The organism is Paenactinomyces guangxiensis, assembly GCF_016055185.1.
Lineage (GTDB): Bacteria > Bacillota > Bacilli > Thermoactinomycetales > Thermoactinomycetaceae > Paenactinomyces > Paenactinomyces guangxiensis.
On sequence record NZ_JAECVR010000008.1, the window covers coordinates 121,503 to 146,583 of the forward strand.

Below are 25,081 nucleotides of genomic sequence, written 5' to 3' on the forward strand. Positions count from 1 at the left end.
CCTAATGGTTGGTTGTACAACGTTCAAGGGACAGCTCCAGAGCGAACTTGGGCAGCCGGTTCCTTAGAGGTGCTTCCAGTCCCGGGCACCCCCTCCCTGAAAGGGCGTACTGCTTACTCTTCTCTATCATAGCACTTGACATATAGAAATTATTTCATATTATAGCCAATATCATTCAGACTTGCAACCATTACATATGCGGATATTGCTGTCGCAACCTTTCATATAACAGAACGGCACTTGTAATGGACACATTTAATGATTCCGTTCTCCCAGGCATCGGGATCTGGATTTCTGCATCAATAAATGAAGCAAAAGCCGGGTCAACTCCTCGCCCCTCGTTGCCGAGCAAAACGGCAGATCTGGCCGGAAACGGGTACTGAAAATGATACATTCCTGCACGCGGGGAAGTGCCGACGATGGTAACTCCTGATTCCTTTAACAGTGGAAGAGCCTGCTGAAGATCCATCCCCAGCATCGGCAACCGAAACAGAGATCCCATCGCTGCCCGGACCACTTTGGAATTAAAAGGGTCAACGGTCCCTTTTCCCAACCATAATCCTTTTACACCGGCTGCTTCTGCCGTTCTTATGATCGTCCCCAGGTTTCCCGGATCTTGAATGCTATCAAGAACCAAATAGGTGGCGGGTTGGTCCTGATCCTGCAAAAGTTCTTCTGTCGACCATACAGGCATTTCTATAACAGCTGCAATCCCCTGCGGCGTATCTGTTTCTGCCACAGATGCGAACAACGAAGGAGTTAACTCATATATCGGTACTTGTACGGGAAGCCCGCTTAAAATTTGCATCGCTTTCTCTTTATTGGCTGCGTCGACAATCAAGTTGCGAAACGAAACCCCTGCCTTCAAAGCTTCAGAGATGAGATGTTCTCCTTCAATCAAAAGGGATTGATAAGCGGCCCTCCCTTTTTTGGATTGCAGCTTTTTCCATTTCTTCAGCTGTTCATTTTTGAGTGAAGTAATTGGTATAAATCTATCCATCCCTGTCCGCCTTTTGCTGAAGTTTTTTCAGGTCATCATTGTGTCCGATCACAACCAGCATATCACCTTCATGGATGATATCCGTAGAGGCCGGAGCAATATTAAACTTTTCACCACTCTTAATCGCCATGACATTGCAGCCAAAACGCGCGCGAATATCCAGCTCTTGCAATGTTTTTCCATGAAAGAAATCCCGGGCAATAATTTCCACAATGCTGTAATCTTTGGAGAGCTCTACATAATCAAGGATATTGGGAGAGATTAAATTGTGGACAACACGAATCCCCATATCCCGTTCCGGGAAGACAACCCGGTCTGCACCAATCTTATAAAGGACTTTTCCGTGCAACTCACTTTGGGCCTTTACCACGATTTTATTGACGCCCATTTCCTTCAAGATCAAAGTGGTCATAATACTTGCCTGAATATCATCCCCAATTGCGACCACGATCACATCAAAGTTACGAATTCCCAACGCTTTCAGGGCATTTTCATCTGTGGAATCGGCTTCGATGGCATGGGTAACAATCTGTGATATATCTTGAACACGCTGGGGATTACGGTCTACAGCCAGCACTTCATACCCCATCGAGCTCAGCGTTTTGGCCACGCTTCCACCAAACCGTCCCAACCCGATAATGGCAAACGTTTTACTCAAGCGAAAGACACCTCCAACATCATGCAACATCTTCCTCAGCTAACCCATTTTAAGAATAAAGTATATTTCTCAGTACAACCTATTAGGGAAAGGAGGTAGCAGACATGAATATTAATATCCGCAATGCAGTCATTAACAACATTCATAACATGAACACACAAGAACTGCAAGATTTAGTTCAAGACTCCATCAAAGGGGATGAAAAATTACTTCCGGGGCTTGGCGTCCTGTTTGAGGTGATCTGGGAGAACAGCCCTCAGTCGGAACGAAATCAAATGATCCAAACACTGCAGCAAAATATCGCCGCCAATCCGAAACCATCCCCCTTTGCTTAATCTCATGAACAAAAAGATACACCGATGTCCCTTGATCGGTGTATCAGGTGTTTTATTTTACCCTATCAGCCGATTTTTACTATATTTCTCATTTCCAATGTATGTAATGTAATGGGAAAATAAACAAAGCCTGTTTATTTTACTGGAAAACAGGCCTTGTTTATATTTATGTTGGAGAGTGTTTGTCTGTACTCCCTTAAAACCCGACTCCGGGACCAAATCCGGGGCCAAAGCCAAGCCCGGCTCCCAATCCGAAGCCGCCCCACCAAAAGAAAATAAAAAACAGGAAGAGAATAACCAGTACAGCAATGACAGCCCACCAGCCGGACCCGCCAAACAGGCCAAACAGGCCCGGGAGGACACTAACTTTATTCATATTTCAGCTCCTTTCATCTGTCCCTTCCCTTATAATGTATGTGGCAAATAACAAGCGGGTTGGACAAATGTAATAACAAGGAGCCTAATTACGCTTGTGTGCCTGAGTTCTGATTACGCCCCAGCCACAGAAACAAAGAGATCAATATAAATGCAACCAGTGCCAAAAATGGGATGGTGATAAATCCAAGCCAGTTTATATACATCCCGGAACAGGGAACTCCCGTTTTACAGGGAGCCAGCGATGCCAATCCCGGAACTTTTTGCTGTAAGTAATGAAAAAGTGAAATACCGCCGCCGATGATTGAAAGAGGCAGGGTATATGGAATAATCGCTCTGTCATTGCGATAGGAAGCGATCCCCAGCAAAATGATGAGCGGATACATCAAAATTCGCTGATACCAGCACAACGAACAGGGGATAAAGCCCATCACCTCACTGAAATAAAGGCTTCCTCCCGTTGCCAGTAATGAGACAACCCAGGCAAAATAAAGTCCAAACTGCTGAAAGAGGTTCGCCGGTATCATTTTTTCTTCAACTCTTCATCAATCATTTTTTTAAGTTCCTCATAGCCAGAGATTTCTCCCACATTTTTGCCGTTGATAAAGAGTGCGGGAACACCTTCTATTTTTAAGGATCTGGCCATTTGGTTATCCTCCAGCACCGCTTTTTCATATGTCTTATTGTTGAGGTCTTGGCTCAGCTTATTGATATCTATATTCGGGACGTTTTTTTTCACCAGTTCCGTCAAAAACTCCGGGGTCGCCCAAACATCTGCTTCATTTCCCTGGTGTGTGTATATCGCCTCATAAAACTTCCAGAAGGCATCCTTATTTTGATGGTAAACAGCTTCCCCGGCCATGCCAGCCGTCACGGAGTCCTCCCCGATAAACTGATAATTGGTAAAAAACATCTGAACTTTCCCCGTATCAATATAATCTTTCTTTAACTGGGGGTAAATCTCATCATGAAAATATTTACAGGCCGGACACTTAAAATCACCAAATTCCATCAACTTAACGGGAGCATTGGGATTACCTGTACCGGGCTGCCCCTCATAAGAAATCTTTTGTACCGTTGCCTGATTTGCTGAATCATTTTTCCCGTCCGACCCTGGTTGAAAAAGGGCAAAAAACCCGAGTCCAATTGCCGCAAGGATCACAGTAGCCATGGTAATCGTGCTGATCAGATTTTGTTTCGCCTGCTGTTGTGCACGTTCTTTTTTATTTTTTGACACCGTTTCTCACTCCCATTTCGTCAAAGAAAAAACGAGGACAAATCATATAAGTTTATCATTTAATCAATAAAATCATATCAATTCGTGCATCAAATTTCATCCTTTATTTTTGAAGGAATGGTCGGGAGGTTCAGCGAGGAGTCAGATATGCAGATCGTCTCCCATAAATCTTTCAAATAAAGTTAATGATACTCCAGGAGCTACTTCTACTTCACCAACTTCGCTAAAGCCAAAGCGGCGATACAGATTCTTCGCCGGTGTATTTTTCGCTCCTGTGCTGACTACGGCTTTCTTCATATCCTGCTCCTGCTTCAGCAAACAGGTGATTAAGGCACTGGCAACCCCTTTTCTAAAAAAGGCGGGAGAAACAGCCAGCCGGTGGATATCAAGAGTTTTTCCATCTTTGACATAGGAAATAAAGCCTGCTAACTGGTCTGTAAAAAAATATCCCAAAAAGGTTTCATTGCATTGCATTAAACTTTCCAGTGTGTCGTGCAGAGGAGGAATCCCCTGAAAGCCAATTAAATCTGCTTCAACCTGGTATGAGAGTTTTTGAACCTTTAACACTTTTTGTGCAACTGTTCTATCTTTTACATCAAGCAATTGAATCAATGGTTAATCTCCTCCCGGTGTGTTGAAAAATGGCTACGACATGAAAAGTAACTAGAATCCACAACATCTGATCAAAGCCATGAGGATTGATCGCAGTAATCTTATCATTCATGAACAGCGATCCCAGAAAATGCACCAGTGATATTTGGAATAGTCCCATATAGCTGCCAACATCTTCTCTGGGAACATCAAGTAAACACTTACCGTCTGAGAAGGAACTAACATAGCATCACAGATCGCCTGTACTGATTGTAAAAAAAGAAACTCGTACCAGTTCCTCACCATTAAATTCACAAACATTGACAGTTTAAGAAAAATCTATCCCGTAAAATAAAGTTTATATGCACCATACCGGCCGCTGATTCGTCCAAAAAATACGAGATCCGTGTCAAACAGAGAAAAAAAGAATGTTTCTCCATTGCAGAGTTACATAGTTAATTTGGAAATCACGCACAATATCAGGAAATGCGTTGGACAACATAGCCCCGCTCATGACACCCGGAAAAACACCTAAAGATACTAACTTCCCTCATTCCAGCCGATATTCACAGTTTCATGCTCCTGTTGCACCGACCCGGGCCTTGCCAATTTTATGCGTAAACTGCTGCTTACAAAATCTATTAAATCACTCTCAAACAAAGTTTCAATCTTGAAATTTTATTATTTTTATGCTTGAGATTATAGCATGACCAGAGGCTAAAGCCAGGCAATGTTGAATCGGTGGGTGCATCTGCATGTGCCGAAAAAAATTAACATCGAAAGATTAGAAGCCCTCTGTGTGAATTTCTGTTACTATATTGCATATTGGAAAGATAGAGATATACAGGAGGAGAAGCCAAATGTCTTCAGTAGCTCGAGCCCTGACGATTGCTGGTTCAGACAGCGGAGGAGGAGCGGGAATTCAAGCTGATTTGAAAACGTTCCAGGAGCTCCGCGTCTTTGGAATGAGTGCCCTCACAGCAGTAACTGCACAAAATACACTGGGAGTCACCGGCATCTATGAACTGGAATCGGAAGCAGTTGCCACACAGATTGATGCCGTTGCCACGGATATTGGTGTGGACGCCGTGAAAACCGGGATGATCGCCAATATTCAAATTATGAAAACCATCGCTGCCAAAATTGAAGAACATTCCATTCCCAATCTGGTCATTGATCCCGTGATGATCGCCAAAAGCGGGGATTCACTGTTAAACTCCGATGCCCGGCTGGCTTTAAAAAAGTATTTAATCCCCCTGGCCACTGTCGTCACCCCCAACCTGCCGGAAGCAGAGGTATTAACCGGTCTCACCCTTGACAGCTTAGATTCACGCAAACAGGCAGCCCGGTTGATTGTGAGCATGGGAGCCCGTTCGGTCGTCATCAAAGGCGGGCATCTGGCAGGCGAAGCAGCAGAAGATCTGTTTTATGACGGAAATGAGTTCTCCATCCTTTCCGCTCCCCGTATCGAAACACCACATACACATGGAACCGGATGCACCTTTTCCGCAGCCATCACCGCTCATTTAGCGAAAGGCACATCCCTCCCGGCAGCAGTCCAACAAGCAAAAACCTTTATAACTGCCGCGATCAGCCATCCTCTTCATCTGGGGAAAGGACATGGTCCAACCAATCACTGGGCGCATCGTTTACAGGAGGGGAAATCATGACTTTTACCAGAGATAACCTTTATCTCTACTTCATAATGGGAAGCCAGGATTGTCCGAATCACAACCCGGTTGAAGTGTTAAAACAAGCGATTCAGGGTGGAATCACCTGCTTTCAGTATCGTGAAAAAAACTCCGGACTGAATATGAGGGAAACCGTCCGGCTGGGAAAAGAGTTGCGGAACATCTGCCGCCAACATAAGATCCCATTTATCGTCAATGACCGGGTTGATCTCGCTCTTATTTTGGAGGCAACTGGTGTACATGTCGGACAAGAAGATCTCCCCGCGGCGGAAGTGCGCCGCATCATCGGTCCCTCCCGCATTCTTGGTGTATCGGCGGAAACTCCGGAAGAAGCAAAACATGCTTTTGCGGACGGTGCGGATTACATTGGAGTCGGCCCGATGTTTTCCACATCGTCAAAACCTGATGCGGGCCAGCCAATCGGTCCCGCAGCCATAAGCCGCATCCGGAATCATTTGCCCTTCGGCTCCCTCATCGTCGGGATTGGCGGAATCACTCCGAAGCGGGCCCCGGACGTACTTGCTGCCGGTGCCGATGGTGTTGCCGTTATCTCTGCAATCAGTAAAGATAAACAACCTGCTCACGCAGCACAAGCATTTTTACAAACCATGCGCAACTCCACAAAATTGTAAACCTTGTTTTTCTAACTCTTGTACAAAAGTGGTACAATAAGGTCGGAACGATACCAGTTCAGGTTGGAAACGGGTTATTTTGCCTGTCTGCCGGAACACTGAATAGCCCCTTTTGATCATGCCTGCCCGATTTTCTTCAGCTTACTTTGCTGTTAGGTTGATAGATCTGCTTGTAACAAGAGCATGTACTTTATTTATTTGCACGTATAAGGAGGATCTCCAGATGAAATATCGTTCTATGCCCGGCATTGACCGTCCTGTCTCCGAGGTAGGCTTTGGAGTCTGGTCTGTTGCCACCCCATGGTGGGGCGTCAAAGATGAAGAACTGGGAAAAAGATTGCTGCGAAGTGCCTACGAAGACTACGGAATCACCTTTTTTGACACCGCAGATGTATATGGGCAGGGAAAAGGTGAAACCATTCTGGCCGAAGCTTTAAGCGGCATTCGTGATAAAGTCGTCATCGCCACCAAATTCGGCTATGACATCTATGCCAAACGCGGGGACCGCCACGGGGGGCACAGCGAACTTCCTCAACGCTGGGATGCTGCATCCATCCGCAAATCGTGCGAAGAAAGCCTGCAACGCTTAAAAACAGATTACATTGATGTATATCAACTTCACAATGCCCGGATGGAAGCAATCCGGAGTGATGAAGTGAAGGAAACACTTGAACGCCTCAAAGAGGAAGGAAAGATCCTCTCTTACGGTGTGGCTCTCGGACCGGATATCGGATGGAGAGATGAAGGACTGGCCACCATTGTTGAGCGCAAAATGAATATGGCACAAATCATCAATAACTTAATTGAACAAGATCCGGCCCGTGAGCTGATCCGCGCCGCTGAAGAGCATGATTGCTCTTTAATTGCACGGGTTCCCCACGCTTCGGGGCTGTTGGACGGGACTTACGATCCGGACAAGCACTTTGACAAAACAGACCACCGGAACCACCGCCCTGTCAAATGGATGCAAGCAGGCCTACAGGCGGTACGCGAATGGAAGTTCCTCTATGAAGGAACCGATCGCACCATCGGGCAGGCAGCCATTCTTTTCTCGCTGGCCAGCCCGGCCATAAAATCTGTTCTGCCGAACATCACTAATAAAGACAACCTGCGCGAATTTGCCCAGGCACCTGACAAAACCCCATTGTCCGAAGCAGAGTTAAAGAAAATCGAGCAGCTATGGGAAGGCGGGCAAAAAACCGCTTTGAAACAGCCGTTTTCCAACAGTAAGTCCAAACCGACCCCTGTAGCGTCCAGATAATCCGGAAATGAAACGCCCGGCGTTCCTTCAGGAATGCCGGGTGTTGATCATATTCTAAAGCTGTTTCACGAAAAACCAATTCTGCAGGTTTATGTCATCAATCTCCTCCTGTACCCAAACAAATACCTATTAAGTAAGAAAATCATAAAATGATATACTAAGGTTGCCTAAATGTAAGTATTTACATCAACCTGTGTTAATGATAATATGTACAAAAAATTAAATGCAATGAAGAGAAGAGTAGATAAATTAATTCTTTTCAGAGAGCCCTGTCAGCTGAGAATGGGTAAGAATTATTTATTGAACCAAGCCTCTGAGCATCACATTGGAACCTGCCTGCAGAGGGGGATAATGTGACAGGAGCTCCTGTTATAGAGCCAGGGTATTCGTTCCTTTGCATGCTGTACCTGTTAAGGTTAATATGGTGACATATTAATAAACTGGGGTGGCACCACGACTACAAAATCTCGTCCCCAAGACATAAGTCTTGGCGGCGAGATTTTTTTATTGCATAAAAATATTTGTTAACATTGAATATCTGACCAGATAATAACTAAACAGCTTCACCTAAAGGAGGAAAACTATATGAGCTTAAAAAAGTTATTGGGATCTTGGAAATATCCTTCGATCCTACTATTTGGAATGGGGGTTTCTAATATTGGTGACTGGATTTATCTAATCGCACTTAATTTAATTGTGCTTGATATGACAGGCTCCCCTCTTGCAGTAGCTGCACTTTATATTCTCAAACCTTTAGCTGTCTTATTTACAAATGTCTGGGCTGGCAGCGTTATAGACCGTTCAAATAAGCGTAACCTAATGATAACCCTCGATCTATTTCGGGCTATATTTATCAGTTTATTACCTTTCTTTTCTTCAATTTGGTCTATGTATTTAGCCGTCTTTTTAATCAATATGGCGAGTTCTATGTTTGTCCCGACATCTATAACTTATATTACAAAATTAACACCCCCTGAACAAAGAAAACGTTTTAACTCCCTTCGCAGTTTAATTGAATCCGGAGGTTTTCTGATTGGTCCGGCGGTCGCGGGGATGCTGTTTTTAATTGGTACACCAATATTTGCAATCTACATAAATGCAATTGCCTTATTTTTGTCAGGATTCGTTACTCTGTTTATGCCTAACCTTGAAAAACAAACTTTTGCTGACACAACTGATCAAAAAATATCTTTGGAACTTTTAAAAAGTGATTGGAAAATTGTTTTAAACTTTAGTCATCGACATGCTTATATTATGTTAATCTACTTTTTATTTAGTTGTATGATGGTAATGGCAACAGCTGTAGATTCACTTGAAGCTGCTTTTGCAAAAAAAGTGCTATATTTATCAGATAGTGATTATGGATTTCTTGTAAGTATAGCCGGGGCAGGAATCGTTGCCGGGGCTATTGTTAACACGATTTTTACAAAAAAATTAGCAACTTCTGTGCTAATTGGATTCGGTTCTTTATTTGTTTCTGTTGGTTATATCATCTACGCCTTTTCAAGTTCCTTTTTTGTAGCAGCTTTGGGGTTCTTTGTCCTTTCCTTTTCTCTCGCTTTTGCAAATACAGGATTTCTTACATTTTATCAAAACAACATACCTGTTGAGGTCATGGGGAGAGTTGGCAGCATATACAGGTTAATTGAAGCGATATTAATCATGATTACAACTGTTATTTTTGGAGTTGCAGCTCAACTCATTTCGATTAAGTTTATTGTGATCATCGGGACATTCGTAATGTTGTTGATAACAATGATACTATGCACATTCAACTTTCAACCATCAAAGAAAAAATATTATCAAACTGCAATCACAGATTCCAAAGGGTTTTAAATATATTTAGAGTTTTCCTGAACGGGAAGCGATTATTGAACAGAAAGATCCCATATTGATATGAATATCTGTTCACAAGACTACGAATCTGCATGAAAACATTTAAGGTTTCGTAACTTATGGATGCGGATAACAATTTTAGAAGATATTCAGTTACACTAAATACAGATCGCACAATTTGATTCTTATGTATCTGCGAAAATGAAATGGGTTGGTGACTGATATGATTGAAGACTGGTTAAAAGAATCGAAGTATACAGTTGTTTTTACCGGGGCCGGGATGTCCACGGAAAGCGGCTTGCCCGATTTTCGTTCCTCGGGAGGACTATGGGCCGGCAAAGACCCCATGGTGATTGCCAGTACGTATGCGCTTCAGAACAATCGTGATGAGTTTACCGATTTCTATCGGTCACGAATCAAAGAACTTTTAAAGCATAAACCGCATGAGGGCCATGAGATTTTGGCACGCTGGGAAAAAGAAGGCTTCGTTCATGGAATCATCACGCAAAATGTAGACACCTATCACCAGAAAGCTGGGAGCCAACATGTGGCAGAGATTCACGGCAGCCTTGGAACCGTGCACTGTTCGATATGCGGAACATCCTATCCCTTTGAATCTTACCTTGCCCCAAATGGAACCCAATGTACATGCGGGGGATTCATCCGCCCATCTATCGTTTTGTTTGGCGAATCCTTGCCCGAGGAGGAATTAACGAAAGCAGAAGAAATGATCTCAAAGGCTGAACTGTGTATCGTACTGGGATCTTCCCTGCAGGTAAGTCCCGCTAATTACTTCCCCATCACCGCCAAAGAGAATGGCGCAAAATTAGCCATCATCAATATGGAACCTACTGAATTTGATGATTACGCCGATTTAGTCATTAACGGCAAGAAAATAGGATCTTTCCTAAAAGAAGTAGATGAAAAGTTAAGAGAAGATCAATAGAAGTTTCCTGCAAAAAATCAACAGCAGGGGATGATGCCCCTGCTGTTTTGACTGTGAACAATTGAGATTAAAACATCACTTCCAGCGGAATCGAAGGTGTTGGTTCAAAATGCACCAACTCCTCCGCCACGCGGTCGCCAAACTCTTCGGTGCTTACCGCCATTTGTCCGCTCAACGCGATATCCGGTGTGCGATGTCCGCGTCTCAACACGGTTCTTACAGCATTTTCAATGGATTGGGCGGCTTCTTCATAACCGAACGTGTGACGCAACATCATAGCGGCTGACAGGATGGTGGCACTGGGATTGGCGACTCCCTGGCCGGCAATGTCGGGAGCCGAGCCGTGAACGGGTTCATAAAGTCCCAGTGAACCTTCCCCCAGGCTTGCAGATGGCAACATTCCAATCGAACCGGTTAGAATCGCCGCTTCATCGCTTAAAATATCTCCAAACATATTTTCTGTCACAATCACATCAAATTCAGCAGGACGGCGGACCATCTGCATGGCACAGTTGTCGACCAGCATATGCTCCAGTTCAACATCGGGAAATTCTTTTGCTACCCGTTGTACGACGGAACGCCAGAGTCTTGAACTTTCCAGAACGTTCGCCTTGTCTACCGAGGTGAGGCGCTTGCTCCGCCCCCGGGCAATTTGGAAGGCAAGCCGCACGATCCGCTCAATTTCATGTTCATGGTAGATTAAGAGATCAGTTGCTACTTCTCCTTCTTCCGTTTTCACCCTCGTCTTCTCACCAAAGTAGATGCCGCCAGTCAATTCACGCACCACCACCAGATCTACCCCGGCGATGACTTCCGGACGCAAAGTTGAACTCTTCTCCATCCCTTCAAACAGGGTGACCGGACGCAAATTGGAGTAAAGACCCAATCCCTTGCGCAGGCCGAGCAATGCTTTTTCCGGTCTCAGGTCAGGGGGATTCTCATCCCACTGCGGCCCTCCGACCGCTCCGAGCAATACGGCATCGGAATTCTTACACAAATCCAGGGTTGATTGCGGCAAAGGGGTACCCACCCGGTCAATGGCTCCCCCACCCGCCATCGCAAATTCAAATTCAAAAGAATAGCCAAACACTTCTTCCACCTGGCGCAATACTTTTACTGCTTCATCAACAATTTCCGGACCAATCCCGTCCCCTGGCAATACAGCTATTTTCTTCACTCTGCTCATCGGCTCCCTCTCCTCTCCACATCCTGCTTACACAGTTACTTTTTTCTGCAGTTCCCCTTTCTGGTCCGCCTCTTTCCTTTTGACCAACCGGTTGACCGCATCAAGATAAGCTCTCGCACTCGCCTCCAGCACATCTGTGCTGACTCCTCTTCCTCTTACCGATATTTCATTTTGTTCCAGCCGGACATGCACTTCACCCAGGGCATCTTTTCCCTGTGTAACCGAATGAATGCGATAATCGACTAACTCCGCTTTCTCCCCTGTAATGCGGTCAATCGTTTTAAAGATGGCATCTACGGAGCCATTCCCGCAGGCCGCCTCCTCCAGCAGCTTTCCGTGAGATTGATGCCGGATCCGCAGTGAAGCGGTAGGCAGGGAGTGGCTTCCGTAGGAAATGTGAATCGATTCCAAAGTGTAAACTTCAGACGCTTCTCCCAGCTTTTCTTCGACCAGGGCGATCAGATCATCATCCGTGATTTCCTTTTTACGGTCTGCCAACTCTTTAAACCGGGCAAACAAAACATTGATCTGCTCATCTGATTGAGGATAGCCCAGCTGAGTCAACTTGTCACGGAAGGCGTGCCGTCCGGAATGCTTACCGAGAATCAGACGGCTTTCGGTAAGCCCGATCGTTTCCGGTGTCATAATTTCATAAGTTGATTTGTGCTTTAATACCCCATCCTGATGAATACCGGCTTCGTGCGCAAAAGCGTTGGCCCCTACGACTGCTTTATTCCCCGGTACGAACATCCCCGTCAGTTTGCTCACCAAACGACTGGTCCGGTCAATCTCTTTCAAGTTTAATGTTGTTTGCACCTGGTACAAAGATTCTCTCGTTTTAATGGCCATGGCAATCTCTTCGATAGCGGCGTTACCGGCTCTCTCTCCAATCCCGTTGATCGTCCCCTCTACTTGCTCCACTCCTGCCTGAATAGCAGCTAAACTGTTTGCCACAGCCATTCCCAAATCATCATGGCAATGGGCACTCAAACGAACCCGGTCCACATTTGGCACGCGCTTGCGCAACTCGACAAAGATATTGGCATACTCCTCAGGAGTCAGGTACCCCACCGTATCCGGCAGGTTAATTACATCAGCTCCGGCTTGAATTGCCCGGTCAGCCACCTCGCACAAGAAGTCAATTTCCGTTCTGCCGGCATCTTCGGCCGAAAACTCAACAACCGGAAAGAACCGCTTCGCATAGCGGATGGCTTCTTCTGCCCGTTCCAGTACTTGCTCCTTGCTCATACGTAATTTATACTGGCGATGGATGGGTGAAGTGGCCAAAAAGATATGCAGATAAGGTGATTCGGCTGCCTGGAGCGCCTCCCAGGCTTGATCGATATCCCCTTGAACCGAGCGGGACAAGCTGCAGACAGAGCTGTTTTTCACCGTTTTCGCAACTTCCCGGACCGCCTGCAAATCTCCGGGTGAGGAAGCGGCAAACCCGGCTTCTATTACATTGACACCCAGTCTTTCAAGCTGAGTTGCAATTTCCACCTTTTCGGACGCACTCAAGTTGACTCCCGGTGATTGTTCACCATCACGCAACGTGGTATCAAAAATGTAAATGGTTCGCATTACCGCTTCCTCCCCTTTTTATCATCTTTTACTGTTTGACTGGCTCTTTTTGCCCTTTGTTTACCCATACCATCATCTCTCTCAGCTTTGCTCCAACTTGCTCAATCTCATGCTCTTTCTCTTTCTTTCTCATGCTTTCAAATTCATGGCGGCCATTTTTGTTCTCCTCGATCCATCTGCGGGCAAATGTCCCGTCTTGAACCTCTTTCAAAATCTCTTTCATCGCTGCGCGGGCCGGTTCGGCGATGACGCGCCTGCCACTGACATAGTCGCCAAATTCAGCTGTATCGCTGACGGAGTAACGCATTCCACCTAAACCTTGTTCATACATCAAATCCACAATGAGCTTTAACTCATGCAAACACTCAAAATAAGCGATTTCCGGTTGATAGCCTGCTTCGATCAGTGTTTCAAATCCGCTTTTGACCAGCTGGCTCACTCCACCGCAAAGGACAGCCTGCTCACCAAACAAATCTGTTTCAGTTTCCTCTTTAAATGTGGTCTCAATAACTCCCGCCTTGGTGGCTCCAATTCCCTTACAGTAAGCGAGGGCCAGCTGATGGGCCTTACCGGAGGCATCCTGATGGACCGCAATCAGTGCTGGTACACCAAAGCCTTCCTGATACACACGCCGAACAAGATGGCCGGGAGATTTGGGAGCAACAAGAATCACATCGACAGAATTAGGCGGAACAATCTGATTAAAGTGAATATTGAAACCATGTGAGAAAAAGATGGCATCTCCCGGTTCCAGATTTGGCTCCACTTGCTCTTTGTATACTTTGGCCTGATGTTCGTCAGGCAATAAAATTTGTACAACCTGTGCCTGTTTCACAGCTTCATCCACTTCATAAACATCAAACCCGTCCTGTTCCGCCTGGTCCCACGATTTCCCTTTTCTTAAACCCACTACAACCTTGATACCGCTGTCCCGCAGATTTTGTGCCTGAGCGTGTCCCTGGCTTCCATATCCGATAATTGCAACTGTCTTACCTTGCAATAAAGATAGATCTGCATCCTGTTCATAAAACATTTTTGCCATTTTTCCATCCTCCAATTGTTGTCGTTTTTTATGAGCTTATTGCTTTCTGTCTGGACATTCCCCTGGCCAGAGCCGTCACACCGGTACGGGCGATCTCTTTGATTCCATAAGGGCGGAGAAGTTCAATCATTGCATCCAGTTTGGACCGTTCGCCGGTGGCTTGCACCATTAAGGAACTGGGGCCAACATCCACGATAGATGCGCGAAATGGTTCTACAATCCCGGAGATTTCTGTCCGGGAAGCAGGTGAGGCACCAACTTTAACCAGCAATAGTTCCCGTTCAACCACAGAGTCTGCACTCAAGTTTTGAACTTTGATGACATCGATTAATTTGTGTAACTGTTTGGATACTTGTTCCATGGTATGTTTGTCTCCATTGGTGACAATGACCATGCGGGATAAACCCGGCTCTTCTGACTCCCCTACGCTGATACTCTCGATGTTAAAGTTTCTCTGCCCGACAAGACTTGCAACCCTTGCAAGAACCCGCGGCTGGTTATTTACGAGTACAGACAAGATATGCCTCATGCTTCCTCATCTCCCATCAACATCTCATCCAGTCCTGCTCCCGGGGCAACCATCGGATATACATTTTCTTGAGGAGTTACCCAAAAATCAACCACAGCCGGTCCGGGATGCCGAAGGGCTTCCTGCCATACCTGAATGGCTTCCTCCTGTGTGCGGGCTCTCCAGGCTTTCACCCCGTAAGCATCTGCCAATTTCACAAAATCAGGACCGCCGGATAAGTCAACATCACAGTACCGCTCCTTATAAAACACTTCCTGCCACTGGCGGACCATGCCCAAACATTGATTATTGATAATAGCCACTTTTACCGGGATGTTCTCTAATGCAACCACAGCCAATTCCTGTGCGGTCATCTGAAATCCGCCATCACCTGTCACAGCAATCACCGTCCGGTCGGGTACACCCAGTTGCGCTCCGATGGCGGCCGGGAAACCAAAGCCCATCGTTCCCAATCCCCCGGAACTGAGCAACGAGCGGGAATAGGCGAAGCGATAGTATTGAGCTACCCACATTTGATGCTGCCCTACGTCTGTAGTAACAATCGCTTCCCCGTTGGTTGAATGATACAGATGCTGAATCACCCACTGTGGCTTCAGGCTTTCTTCGGATATCTTATACACCAGAGGATAGGTTTGCTTCCACTCATCGATCTGTTTCACCCAATCATCAGACTGGCTCTTTGGTACTTTTTCATTGACCACCTCCAGTACTTTCTTCACATCTCCCACGATCGGAATAAATGTTTCAACATTTTTTCCGATTTCTGCCGGATCAATGTCAATATGCGCAATTTTCGCTTTCGTCGCAAATTTATCAATGCGCCCCATCGTTACCCGATCATCAAAACGGGCACCGATTCCGATAAGAAGATCGCAGTTTAGCAAAGCATGGTTAGCCGCATAAGTGCCGTGCATCCCGGGCATTCCCATCCACAGGGGATGAGTGCCTGAAAAACCACCGATTCCCATCAAGGTAGTCGTCACGGGAATCTGGGCTTGTTCTGCGAAGCGGGACAGCTGTTCAGCTGCACCGGATGTAACTACTCCGCCCCCTGCCAGTATCACAGGCCGCTTCGCCTGAGCAATGGCATCGTACAACTTTTGAACCTGTAGGGGATGGGGATCAGTCGTAGGTTGAAAGCCCCGGATATACACCGATTCGGGATAGTGAAAAGATGCCCTGGCGTTGGATACATCTTTGGGGATATCGATCAGAACCGGACCCGGCCGTCCACCGGTGGCAATGGTAAACGCCTCTTTTACAATTCGCGGCAGTTCCCGCACATCTCGCACAAGATAGTTGTGCTTTGTGATCGGCATCGTAATCCCTGTGATATCCGCCTCCTGGAATGCGTCTGTTCCCAGTAAGTGTTGGGCTACATTTCCGGTAATACAGACCAGCGGAACGGAATCCATCATCGCGGTAGCAATCCCGGTGACAAGGTTGGTTGCTCCGGGTCCGGACGTGGCGATCACCACCCCGGGTTTACCGGTTGCGCGGGCATAGCCGTCAGCAGCGTGAATCGCTCCTTGTTCGTGTCGGGCTAACAGATGCTTCACCTGTCCATCGTAAAGGGAATCGTAGATGGGTAACACAGCTCCGCCCGGATAACCAAAAATCACCTCAACTCCTTCTGCCACCAAACAACGGAGTAAAATTTCAGAACCTGTGTACTCTTTCTCATCTGCCTTCATCTCCACTAACTGACTCGTCATGGTTTCCAACTGGGGAGCCACTCATACTCCTCCTCTTTCATTTGATATAAGCAAAAGAACCTTTTTCACCCCGTTTCCTGACATAAAGCCAGTACGATTGGGGCGAAAAAGGTTCGCGGTACCACCCAATTTCATCGACTCCTCACGGCAATCGACCTCAGCGAGTATGGAAAAACGTTGTAATGACCAAACGTTGCCACACCCTGTCGATAACGGCGACCACCGGCAGTGTACTACTCAGCGCTTCAGCGCCTTTGGACACCCAACTCCGAGGTGAGAAAATAGTAAACCTGCGGTTCCGGTCTCAGCATCCCCGGACTCTCTGTATCGCACAAGTATACTATCGGTCCTCATCATCGTCATAACATATTGAATTTTCTGTGTTATAGAAATAATATCACTAGGTTCTGGCCGCAACGTAAGCTGCAGGGTTAAACCAGCTCCATCGACTCTTGTTTTTTCCGACTGCTTTGCCTAGTATTCAACTGATTTCGTTAATCATTTCGATTATTTAGATGTAATTATAGACAGCTTCTTTTTGCTCTGTCAACAGATTTCAACCACTTTTTTATTACAAAATTGGAAGCGGTTCCAAAACAATCCGGTGCAAACTCCCCAACCTTCCGGGGAGTTTTTAAATCTTACTTATAGCTCTTTTAAGACAGCCCCCGTATTGGCGGAGGTCACCAGATGGGCATAACGCCTTAAAAATGCTCCCTCCACTTTTGTTTTGGGCTGTGTCCACTGCTCACGCCGAACTTGCAATTCCTCTTCAGAAACCTCAAGATGAATAGATCCTTGCACCAGGTCAATCTCAATCAGATCTCCCTGTTGAACAAGAGCAATTGGACCGCCTTCTGCTGCTTCCGGAGACACGTGACCGATACTGATTCCCCTTGTGGCACCGGAAAAGCGGCCGTCAGTGATCAGTGCCACATCCTTACCCAGGCCCATCCCCACAATGGCTGATGTGGGAGACAGCATTTCCGGCATCCCCGGTCCTCCCTTAGGGCCTTCATAGCGTATGATCACCACATCTCCGGCCTTCACTTTTCCCAGAGCGATGCCGGCGAGGGCTGAATCCTGCGACTCAAATACCACTGCAGGGCCGCGAAACACCTTCACAGACGGGTCTACCGCCCCTGTTTTGATGACCGCCCCGTCCGGAGCCAGGTTCCCGTAGAGAACCTGAAGCCCGCCTGTCTCGCTGTAAGCATTGTCCAGGCTGTGGATCACCTCAGGATCAAGGACTTCTGCTCTCTCGATATTTTCTCCCAGTGTTTTTAAGGTAACCGTCGGGCAGTCCAGATGCAGCAGGCCTTCCCGTTTGCTTAACTCTTTTAAGATCGCACTGATTCCGCCGGCACGATCCACATCTTCCATATGCCATTTCCCGGCAGGGCTCACTTTACAAAGATTGGGAACTTTTTTGGATAATTCATTGATCCGGGATAACGGATAATCTACACCCGCTTCATGAGCAATCGCCATCGTATGTAACACGGTATTGGTCGATCCGCCCATGGCCATATCAAGGGTAAATGCATTATCAAGTGACTTCTCAGTTACGATATCACGCGGCTTTAAATCGGCTTCAATCAGTTTTATGATCTGCTGTGCCGCTTTTTTCGCCAGCTCCTCTCTCTCCTTTGTCGCGGCCAGGATACTTCCGTTTCCGGGAAGAGCCAGGCCGAGAGCTTCTGCTAGACAGTTCATTGAGTTTGCCGTAAACATTCCCGAGCAGGAGCCACAGCTGGGACAACCAAACTCCTCCAGTGTCTGCAATTCTTGATCATCAATTTTTCCGGCTTGATAAGCCCCTACGCCTTCAAAAACGGATGACAGGTCCACTTTTTGTCCGGAAGGGGTTACCCCGGCCGCCATCGGGCCACCGCTGATAAAAATGGTGGGGATATTGACCCTCATGGCTCCCATCATCATACCGGGGGTGATCTTGTCACAGTTGGGAATACAGATCAAACCGTCAAACCAGTGAGCCAGGGCCACGGTTTCCACGGAGTCAGCGATAATCTCACGGCTGGGCAAAGAATACCTCATTCCGATATGTCCCATCGCGATCCCGTCATCAACTCCGATGGTATTAAATTCAAAAGGAATTCCCCCCGCTTCACGAACCGCTTTTTTTACTGTTTCCGCAAATTTGTTGAGGTGCATATGACCCGGAATAATTTCCACAAATGAATTGCAAATCCCGATAAACGGTTTATCAAAGTCTTCATTTTTTAAGCCGGCAGCCCGCAGCAAACTCCGATGGGGAGCACGGTCTACTCCTTTTTTAATTTGATCGCTCCGCAAGCTTTTGCACCTTCTCTCTTTATGATTGTCCAAATGTTTTTCGTATCAGTTTATATCAAAATAATGTAATTGTCACTTATTTTTTTGAATATTCCCCTTATGGAAATTTTTAACATCGGCATTTTCTTGTCAGAGAATATTTTCTAGTTGCACAAAGCCCTGCACAGGTATATAATCTTCCTTAACTATTTAACCTACTGAAACAACTAAGTAGTGACCATATAGAGGGAGATGAAAATGTCAGATCGCTTAGATCTTATAATGGAGTTAGAACAGACGTTTTTCAACCTGGGCCGCCACATGCGCAAAGAGTTAGGAAAAATCTGGGGTGATACCCTTACCGGAGCCGAATTTGGCGTATTAAAACAACTCCATTTAAAAAGCCCGCAAATCGTAACCGCACTTTCCCATGAATTTGAGGTATCTGTCAGCCATATTACCCACGTTGCCGATCAATTGGAGAAAAAAAACCTGGCCTGCCGAAAAAGATCCCAGTTAGACAAACGCGTTGTAGAGTTGCACATCACTGATGAAGGTAAACAATTGGTGGAAGAAACATCCAAGAAAAAAACAGAGTACTTCCGGCAAAAATTTGAAAACCTAACCACAGAAGAAATTAAAACCCTTCTTCAACTGTTGCAGAAAATCGTATAATTCTCGAAATCAGCTCATTTCCTCAGGGGGATGAGCCATCGTTTTATTTTAATGTTGAGGCAAAAGTCCAGAGGGGTGTAGAGTGGAACATTTAAGTCATAAACAAAAGACAACAATCATGATCGCAATCGTTGCTTCCATGCTATTCGCCGCGCTGAACCAGACCATTGTAGGGACCATCCTGCCGCGGATCATCTCCGAGCTGAAAGGGATGGAATACTTTTACTGGGTTTTTACCATTTACATGCTATCATCCAGTATTACGGCTATTCTGGTAGGAAAGCTTTCCGATATTTACGGGAGAAAACCCTTTTTGCTCGTCGGAATCGGCCTGTTTGTCCTCGGTTCATTTTTATGCGGAACATCTGCAAATATTTTTCAGTTAATTACCTACCGCGGCATTCAGGGGCTGGGGGGCGGAATGGTCATGTCTACTGCTTTTACAGCAGTCGGGGATCTATTCTCTCCCCGCGAACGAGGGCGATGGCAAGGATTAATGAGTGCCACCTTTGGATTAGCCAGCATCCTTGGGCCCATGCTCGGCGGCTACATTGTGGATCACATGGATTGGCACTGGTGTTTCTGGATCTTTTTGCCGTTTGGCATCATCACTTTTGCTTTGATCTGGAGATTGTTTCCACAGGCACCGCGAAAAGATAAACAACCGATTGATTACTTTGGCTCCCTCTTTTTAACATTGACGATGATTCCCATGTTGCTGGCATTTACATGGGCGGGCAGCAAGTATGCATGGACATCTCTGTGCATTCTCGGTTTATTTGCTGCATCCGCCGTTGCACTGCTTATTTTTATCCTGATTGAAAGAGCTGTTAAAAGTCCAGTTTTACCGTTAGCATTGTTTAAAAATTCGATTTTTAGCCTGTCCAACTTAATCAACTTCATCCTTGGTGCAGGAATGTTCGGAGCCATCATGTATACGCCGTTTTTCATTCAGGGAGTGATGGGTCAATCGGCTACCCATTCCAGTTTTATCATGATTCCGATGACACTTGGCTTAGTCAGCGGGAGCATCCTCTCCGGGCAGATTACCTCCCGTACCGGAAAATATAAAGTTTTAGCCCTGTCAGGGCTGATTGTCATGTCAGTGGGCATGTTCTCCATGTACTTTATTGATCCGGATATATCTGTACTTCAGCTTGTCTTGCACATGCTTGTGATCGGAATCGGGTTGGGCGTGAGTTTCCCTATTTTTATGCTAACTGTTCAGAACGCCGTCGATTACAGGCATCTGGGAGTAGCCACCTCTTCTTCACAATTATTCCGGCAGTTGGGCGGCACAATCGGCGTTTCAATCATGGGAACAATCATGACTACCACTATGAAAAGCGAATTGGAAAAACTGACCCCTGCAGGCCGCGCAGACATGTTGGCACAAAACCCGGAAGCCGCCGAGAAACTCGCCTCCCTTAGAAACCCGCAGATTCTAATGAATCACGAACAATTGGCCGCAATCAAGAGCCGTCTGCCCGAACCGCTTATCTCCACGTTTGATCAGACCATTCACATATTAAAAGCAGCTTTAGCCACAGCGATTAACCATGTCTTCCTGGCAGGGAGCATCATACTCGCAACCGGATTTATTCTCACCTTATTCCTTAAAGAAATCCCGTTGCGGACAAGTAATCAGCAAATAAACAAAGAAGAAGATGAAAGTAATCAGGTATTACGCGAAAGATTAAACTAAAAATGACAAGCACTCATAAAAAAGATGAGTGCTTGTTTTATCCCAGCAATACAGGACACCATCGGTTATCATTTATTTAATTGAAAATCTACTAAATCAGCAATCAAAAGATAGCGTTGTGGGGAAAAGCCTATATATGAGAAAGGATAACAAGTGGATACAGTTAGCTGTGGTTTGGGATAGGTAGAAACAATTGCCTTTCGATCATGCTGATCAACAATACGGCTTTTTTTCACCTGATAAGTAAATATACCAGCTTCAGTTTGTACAATGAACTTATCACCGATCTTTATTTCACCCATGCGCCGAAAAACAGTATCCCTGTGTCCCGAAAGAAGTGAATTGTCCTTTTCTCCAGGCAAAACACTTTTTTTGTAATGGCCAACCCCTCTAGCCAATTGGCTCTCTGATGTCCCATGAATAATGGGCAATTTGGCTTTCAGTCTGGGAATTTCCAGAACTCCGATGGTTTCCCCTACCTTCGGCTGCTTCTTATACAGAGGCCCCTTGGGCAGTACAAGCGGTTTATCTTTTGGCTGGGAACTTTTCACTGAGGAAGCCGATGAATAAACAGGCAGTGGGGCAACTTGATTAAGTTCGCCCCACCATTTCCAACCGCCATAAGCGATTAAACAAATTCCTAACAAGTAAAACCAAAAATGAGCCTTACGCCACATGATTCCTTCTGCGAATGAGATGGAAAATGGCCCCGATCACAAATAAGAGCACTCCGCCAAACATAATGTTCGGATATGGAGTTGCTGTTTTTGGCAGTTCCCCGCCTTCCTCAGTTTTTTCCAATGGTCCGGCAGGAAGGTTAACCACATGTGTCCCTTCATCCAGATCGTCCGGTTCGGGTTGCGGTACTGTCCCAGGAGGGGTGCCGCCGTCGCCAGGTTCACCATCGCCAGGACCGCCGTCACCAGGGCCGCCGTCACCAGGGCCGCCGTCACCAGGGCCACCGTCATCAGGACCACCATCGCCAGGGCCACCATCGCCAGGACCACCATCGCCAGGGCCACCATCGCCAGGGCCACCGTCACCAGGACCACCATCGCCAGGGCCACCGTCACCAGGACCACCATCGCCAGGGCCACCATCGCCAGGGCCACCGTCACCAGGACCACCATCGCCAGGACCACCGTCACCAGGGCCACCATCGCCAGGGCCGCCGTCACCAGGGCCACCATCGCCAGGGCCACCGTCACCAGGACCGCCGTCACCAGGGCCGCCGTCACCAGGACCGTCGTCGCCAGGGCCGCCGATACCACCATCAACTTCACCGCCGATAACTGCTCCGACTTGACCACCGATGTTGTCGTCACCTTCACCGCCGATACCAACGCCAACGCCAACACCGACGCCAACGCCGCCTTGGGCAACTTCGACTCCATCGCGATCAAGGGTACGGGCATCAGGGGCACCTGCCATATCAGGTTCATTCGATGGTTGCACAACTACTTTAGTGCCAATACTGCCATCGATCCCGGTGTTGGCTGATGCATCAGTTCCGGCACCAAACGCTGCCATCGGAGATGCAAAAACAGCCAGGCCAAAGCAGACTGCACCAAGTCCGCTCGCCTTTGCAAAGGATTTTTTGTTCATAGCAACCCTCCTGATGTCAATGCATTATTAAATTTTTGGAGATACTGATAACTCTTATATATTAACATAGTAAAAGTTCCCAAGGCAAGCAGTCATTTTTAATTATTCATTTAATTTTCAAATTATGGATGGTTGATTCTTTAACTATAAATTACGAAATATATAGTACATCTGATTTGGGTTCGTGTTAAAATAAATTAGCAATGGCAAGCAAATACAATCCCTCAAGCATTATATATCACTTCGCTTGATATATAAATGAATCAAAGAAGAAAGTATGAGGAGTAATTCAAAGAGGGGCGAACAGAATGTTTTTGAAAGAAAAAGGTCAATGGATCAAACAGTACTATGTGATGAATCGTTTCCCTTTTGTTGAGGGAATGCTTTATTACGTCGCTCTGTCTCCCGATTCTCAAGATAACAGCGAGGAGTCGGGCATGTCGACCCGCTTTATTCATGCCCTCGACAGTAGCACCTTACCGGAGAATCTGGATCTGGATTCACTGTTTCAACGTAATGAAGATGTGTTTTTTCCAATTGAAGAGGTATTTGTAGAAGATGATATACTTTATCAAGTATTCACAAAAATGGAAGGGACATTATTTGCCTTTTATCTGAGCCAGTCGGCTCCTCTTTCACTGGCAGAGTCCATGAATTTATTAAAAACGATCTGTGACCAGCTCATCCAGCTAAATGAAGAAAATCAATTTACACTGGTCCACCCCCAAAATATGTTTCTTGATACAGGAAATCGGATCCGCTTTTTGTACGGGGGAAATGCAACTCTTTCCCTTAAGCCGCTGCAAGAGCCGGAGATCGTATTTCAAGTAGGCTCCATGCTATACACGATGCTTACTAAAAAGTGGATTGAGGCAAATGGAGAAATTGAACGCCCCCGCAAGAGCCGCGCCGATATTCCGCTGGAACTGGAGAACATCTTGATACGCTCTCTTTCGCCCGATCCGAGCAAACGGCCCAACATTCAAGAACTTTCCAGAATCGCTCACTATTACAGCCATAAGGCTCCCAAAAAGCTGCCGGAAACAACATCGGCTGAAATACCTGCCCCACAATGGGTTTCAACTACTCGGGTAACTGACAAAACAATGATCACAAAGACAGGCCTGCTAAAAAAGCTGACACGGCGAAAAAAGATTGTTTTGGCCGTCGCGGGAAGCCTTGCTTTCCTCATTATCGGAGCTGTTATCATCACTTCTCTCTTCTCCAGCGCAAGGGCTGATTCAACTCCACAGCAAAAAGCGGCCGCCTGGTATCAACAGGCACAGCAGGAAGTCAAGAATCAGCATTTGGATAAAGCGATTGAACTGGGCGAAAAAGCAGTTCAAGCAGACCCGCAAAAAAAATATTATATCTATTTGGCCAACCTGTACCGGGCCTCTCAAAAATATGATAAAGGAATCGAACTATTAACCGAAGCAACAAAAAAGTACCCCAAAGACCCGAGGATGTTCTATGAACTTTCTGTGCTCGCCTATTACAGCAAAGATTATGAAACAGCAAATGAAGCGATTCAAACAGCGATTCAACTAAGTGATAACAAAGTGTCCGGATATTTTTATATGCACGGAAAAGTTCTCATTGCAAAGAAAGAGTATACGCGGGCCGTCCAAACATTGAACCGGGCCATTGAGTTGAAAGGAGACCGGGCTACCTACTATCATGAACGGTCTATTGCCCTTTATCGCAACGGCAAATTGGATGAGGCCATCAAAAATGAGCAAAAAGCAATCCAACTTGAACCGGAGCAAGGAAAATATGATTTCACACTGGGAATCATTTATCTGCAAAAAAGAGAAGAAGCCAAAAAGGCAAAAAATGTTGCTGCAAATACAAGGGAAAAACAGATGGACAATTGGACACAAAAGGCGCTTACTTCATTTGAGGAAGCTGCCAAGGATCTGCCGCGAGATCCCGATGTCCATTACTATCGTTCAGTCGCCTATTTTTATCAAAACAAGTTTGAACCCTCATTAAAGGCAGTTGATCAAGCGATTAAATTTTTGCCGTCCAACGCGCTTCTCTATTACCAAAAAGGCCTCGCCCATCTCGGTTTGAATCAAAAAGATGCAGCGGCAAAGGCATTCAAAAAAGCAGTGGAGCTTGATCCGCAATCCAAATTATATCAGGAGGCCTTAAATAAGGCACAGAAATAAACACACAAACCC

General features: G+C 46.2%; 24 protein-coding genes and 2 other annotated features (1 of these 26 running past the window's edge). Of the genes, 9 read left to right on the forward strand and 15 right to left on the reverse strand.

What is annotated here, in order from left to right; all coding sequences use genetic code 11:
- Positions 1 to 139 (reverse strand) — a binding site (T-box leader); it reaches 100 nt to the left of the window's first position.
- Between the two features lie 51 nt (positions 140 to 190).
- Both I8U27_RS09685 and I8U27_RS09690 read right to left on the reverse strand, forming a co-directional pair.
- Positions 191 to 1,000 (reverse strand): TrmH family RNA methyltransferase, encoded by an 810-nt coding sequence (locus I8U27_RS09685; protein WP_181751787.1) that lies wholly within the window; start codon positions 998 to 1,000, stop codon positions 191 to 193.
- On the reverse strand, positions 993 to 1,658 hold the full coding sequence (locus I8U27_RS09690) for a potassium channel family protein (RefSeq protein ID WP_181751786.1): 666 nt from the start codon (positions 1,656 to 1,658) through the stop codon (positions 993 to 995). The genes I8U27_RS09685 and I8U27_RS09690 overlap by 8 nt, the downstream gene beginning before the upstream one ends.
- A 104-nt stretch (positions 1,659 to 1,762) precedes the next feature.
- Between I8U27_RS09690 and sspI the strand changes: the two genes are divergently transcribed.
- Positions 1,763 to 1,993, forward strand: a complete 231-nt coding sequence (gene sspI, locus I8U27_RS09695; RefSeq protein ID WP_181751785.1) for a small acid-soluble spore protein SspI — start codon at positions 1,763 to 1,765, stop codon at positions 1,991 to 1,993.
- 196 nt (positions 1,994 to 2,189) lie between these two features.
- Here sspI and I8U27_RS09700 read toward each other — a convergent pair whose 3' ends face one another.
- From I8U27_RS09700 to I8U27_RS20995, 5 genes are all read right to left on the reverse strand, one after another.
- Complete coding sequence (locus I8U27_RS09700) at positions 2,190 to 2,369, reverse strand: sporulation protein YjcZ (protein WP_181751889.1); 180 nt, start codon at positions 2,367 to 2,369, stop codon at positions 2,190 to 2,192.
- An 88-nt stretch (positions 2,370 to 2,457) separates the two neighbouring features.
- The gene (locus I8U27_RS09705; RefSeq protein WP_181751784.1) at positions 2,458 to 2,895 is read right to left on the reverse strand and encodes a disulfide oxidoreductase; all 438 of its coding nucleotides are present in this window, start codon (positions 2,893 to 2,895) and stop codon (positions 2,458 to 2,460) included.
- Positions 2,892 to 3,605, reverse strand: coding sequence for a DsbA family protein (locus I8U27_RS09710; protein ID WP_181751783.1), 714 nt, complete (start codon positions 3,603 to 3,605; stop codon positions 2,892 to 2,894). Before I8U27_RS09710 ends, I8U27_RS09705 begins: the two co-directional genes overlap by 4 nt.
- 141 nt (positions 3,606 to 3,746) lie before the next feature.
- Positions 3,747 to 4,217 (reverse strand): GNAT family N-acetyltransferase, encoded by a 471-nt coding sequence (locus I8U27_RS09715; protein ID WP_181751782.1) that lies wholly within the window; start codon positions 4,215 to 4,217, stop codon positions 3,747 to 3,749.
- Entirely contained in the window at positions 4,201 to 4,329 is a 129-nt protein-coding gene (locus tag I8U27_RS20995) for a hypothetical protein (RefSeq protein WP_258567768.1), read from the reverse strand. The genes I8U27_RS09715 and I8U27_RS20995 overlap by 17 nt, the downstream gene beginning before the upstream one ends.
- Positions 4,330 to 5,056: 727 nt before the next feature.
- On the opposite strand from I8U27_RS20995, the gene thiD reads away from it, so the two are divergent.
- The 5 genes from thiD (at position 5,057) to I8U27_RS09740 (ending at position 10,562) form a co-directional block, all read left to right on the forward strand.
- Positions 5,057 to 5,866 (forward strand): bifunctional hydroxymethylpyrimidine kinase/phosphomethylpyrimidine kinase, encoded by an 810-nt coding sequence (gene thiD, locus I8U27_RS09720; protein WP_181751781.1) that lies wholly within the window; start codon positions 5,057 to 5,059, stop codon positions 5,864 to 5,866.
- Positions 5,863 to 6,519 (forward strand): thiamine phosphate synthase, encoded by a 657-nt coding sequence (gene thiE / locus I8U27_RS09725; protein ID WP_181751780.1) that lies wholly within the window; start codon positions 5,863 to 5,865, stop codon positions 6,517 to 6,519. Before thiD ends, thiE begins: the two co-directional genes overlap by 4 nt.
- Before the next feature lie 223 nt (positions 6,520 to 6,742).
- On the forward strand, positions 6,743 to 7,780 hold the full coding sequence (locus I8U27_RS09730; RefSeq protein ID WP_181751779.1) for an aldo/keto reductase: 1,038 nt from the start codon (positions 6,743 to 6,745) through the stop codon (positions 7,778 to 7,780).
- Positions 7,781 to 7,999: 219 nt separating this feature from the next.
- Positions 8,000 to 8,258: a binding site (T-box leader), on the forward strand.
- A gap of 107 nt (positions 8,259 to 8,365) precedes the next feature.
- Positions 8,366 to 9,616: an MFS transporter gene (locus I8U27_RS09735; protein WP_181751778.1), complete on the forward strand. Its 1,251-nt coding sequence runs from the start codon at positions 8,366 to 8,368 to the stop codon at positions 9,614 to 9,616.
- Between the two features lie 223 nt (positions 9,617 to 9,839).
- Positions 9,840 to 10,562 (forward strand): NAD-dependent deacylase, encoded by a 723-nt coding sequence (locus I8U27_RS09740; RefSeq protein WP_181751777.1) that lies wholly within the window; start codon positions 9,840 to 9,842, stop codon positions 10,560 to 10,562.
- A 67-nt stretch (positions 10,563 to 10,629) separates the two neighbouring features.
- Here the strand turns inward: I8U27_RS09740 and leuB are convergent, their stop codons facing one another.
- From leuB to ilvD, 6 genes are all read right to left on the reverse strand, one after another.
- On the reverse strand, positions 10,630 to 11,748 hold the full coding sequence (gene leuB, locus I8U27_RS09745) for a 3-isopropylmalate dehydrogenase (RefSeq protein WP_181751776.1): 1,119 nt from the start codon (positions 11,746 to 11,748) through the stop codon (positions 10,630 to 10,632).
- Positions 11,749 to 11,775: 27 nt separating this feature from the next.
- A complete protein-coding gene (locus I8U27_RS09750) occupies positions 11,776 to 13,329 on the reverse strand; it encodes a 2-isopropylmalate synthase (RefSeq protein ID WP_181751775.1) in 1,554 nt (517 codons plus the stop codon).
- A 28-nt stretch (positions 13,330 to 13,357) separates the two neighbouring features.
- Positions 13,358 to 14,386: a ketol-acid reductoisomerase gene (ilvC, locus tag I8U27_RS09755; protein WP_258567767.1), complete on the reverse strand. Its 1,029-nt coding sequence runs from the start codon at positions 14,384 to 14,386 to the stop codon at positions 13,358 to 13,360.
- Positions 14,387 to 14,399: 13 nt separating this feature from the next.
- Complete coding sequence (gene ilvN, locus I8U27_RS09760) at positions 14,400 to 14,900, reverse strand: acetolactate synthase small subunit (RefSeq protein ID WP_181751773.1); 501 nt, start codon at positions 14,898 to 14,900, stop codon at positions 14,400 to 14,402.
- Positions 14,897 to 16,615, reverse strand: a complete 1,719-nt coding sequence (gene ilvB, locus I8U27_RS09765) for a biosynthetic-type acetolactate synthase large subunit (protein ID WP_181751877.1) — start codon at positions 16,613 to 16,615, stop codon at positions 14,897 to 14,899. The genes ilvN and ilvB overlap by 4 nt, the downstream gene beginning before the upstream one ends.
- A gap of 645 nt (positions 16,616 to 17,260) precedes the next feature.
- A complete protein-coding gene (ilvD, locus tag I8U27_RS09770) occupies positions 17,261 to 18,931 on the reverse strand; it encodes a dihydroxy-acid dehydratase (RefSeq protein ID WP_181751772.1) in 1,671 nt (556 codons plus the stop codon).
- Positions 18,932 to 19,168: 237 nt separating this feature from the next.
- Between ilvD and I8U27_RS09775 the strand changes: the two genes are divergently transcribed.
- Both I8U27_RS09775 and I8U27_RS09780 read left to right on the forward strand, forming a co-directional pair.
- The gene (locus I8U27_RS09775) at positions 19,169 to 19,585 is read left to right on the forward strand and encodes a MarR family winged helix-turn-helix transcriptional regulator (protein ID WP_181751771.1); all 417 of its coding nucleotides are present in this window, start codon (positions 19,169 to 19,171) and stop codon (positions 19,583 to 19,585) included.
- An 82-nt stretch (positions 19,586 to 19,667) separates the two neighbouring features.
- Complete coding sequence (locus tag I8U27_RS09780; RefSeq protein ID WP_181751770.1) at positions 19,668 to 21,290, forward strand: MDR family MFS transporter; 1,623 nt, start codon at positions 19,668 to 19,670, stop codon at positions 21,288 to 21,290.
- Between the two features lie 68 nt (positions 21,291 to 21,358).
- Here I8U27_RS09780 and I8U27_RS09785 read toward each other — a convergent pair whose 3' ends face one another.
- Together I8U27_RS09785 and I8U27_RS09790 are read right to left on the reverse strand one after the other, a co-directional pair.
- Positions 21,359 to 21,967, reverse strand: a complete 609-nt coding sequence (locus I8U27_RS09785) for a class D sortase (protein WP_181751769.1) — start codon at positions 21,965 to 21,967, stop codon at positions 21,359 to 21,361.
- A 36-nt stretch (positions 21,968 to 22,003) separates the two neighbouring features.
- A complete protein-coding gene (locus I8U27_RS09790; RefSeq protein ID WP_181751768.1) occupies positions 22,004 to 22,705 on the reverse strand; it encodes a hypothetical protein in 702 nt (233 codons plus the stop codon).
- Positions 22,706 to 23,203: 498 nt separating this feature from the next.
- On the opposite strand from I8U27_RS09790, the gene I8U27_RS09795 reads away from it, so the two are divergent.
- On the forward strand, positions 23,204 to 25,069 hold the full coding sequence (locus I8U27_RS09795; RefSeq protein ID WP_181751767.1) for a tetratricopeptide repeat protein: 1,866 nt from the start codon (positions 23,204 to 23,206) through the stop codon (positions 25,067 to 25,069).
- The last annotated feature ends 12 nt before the right edge of the window (positions 25,070 to 25,081 follow it).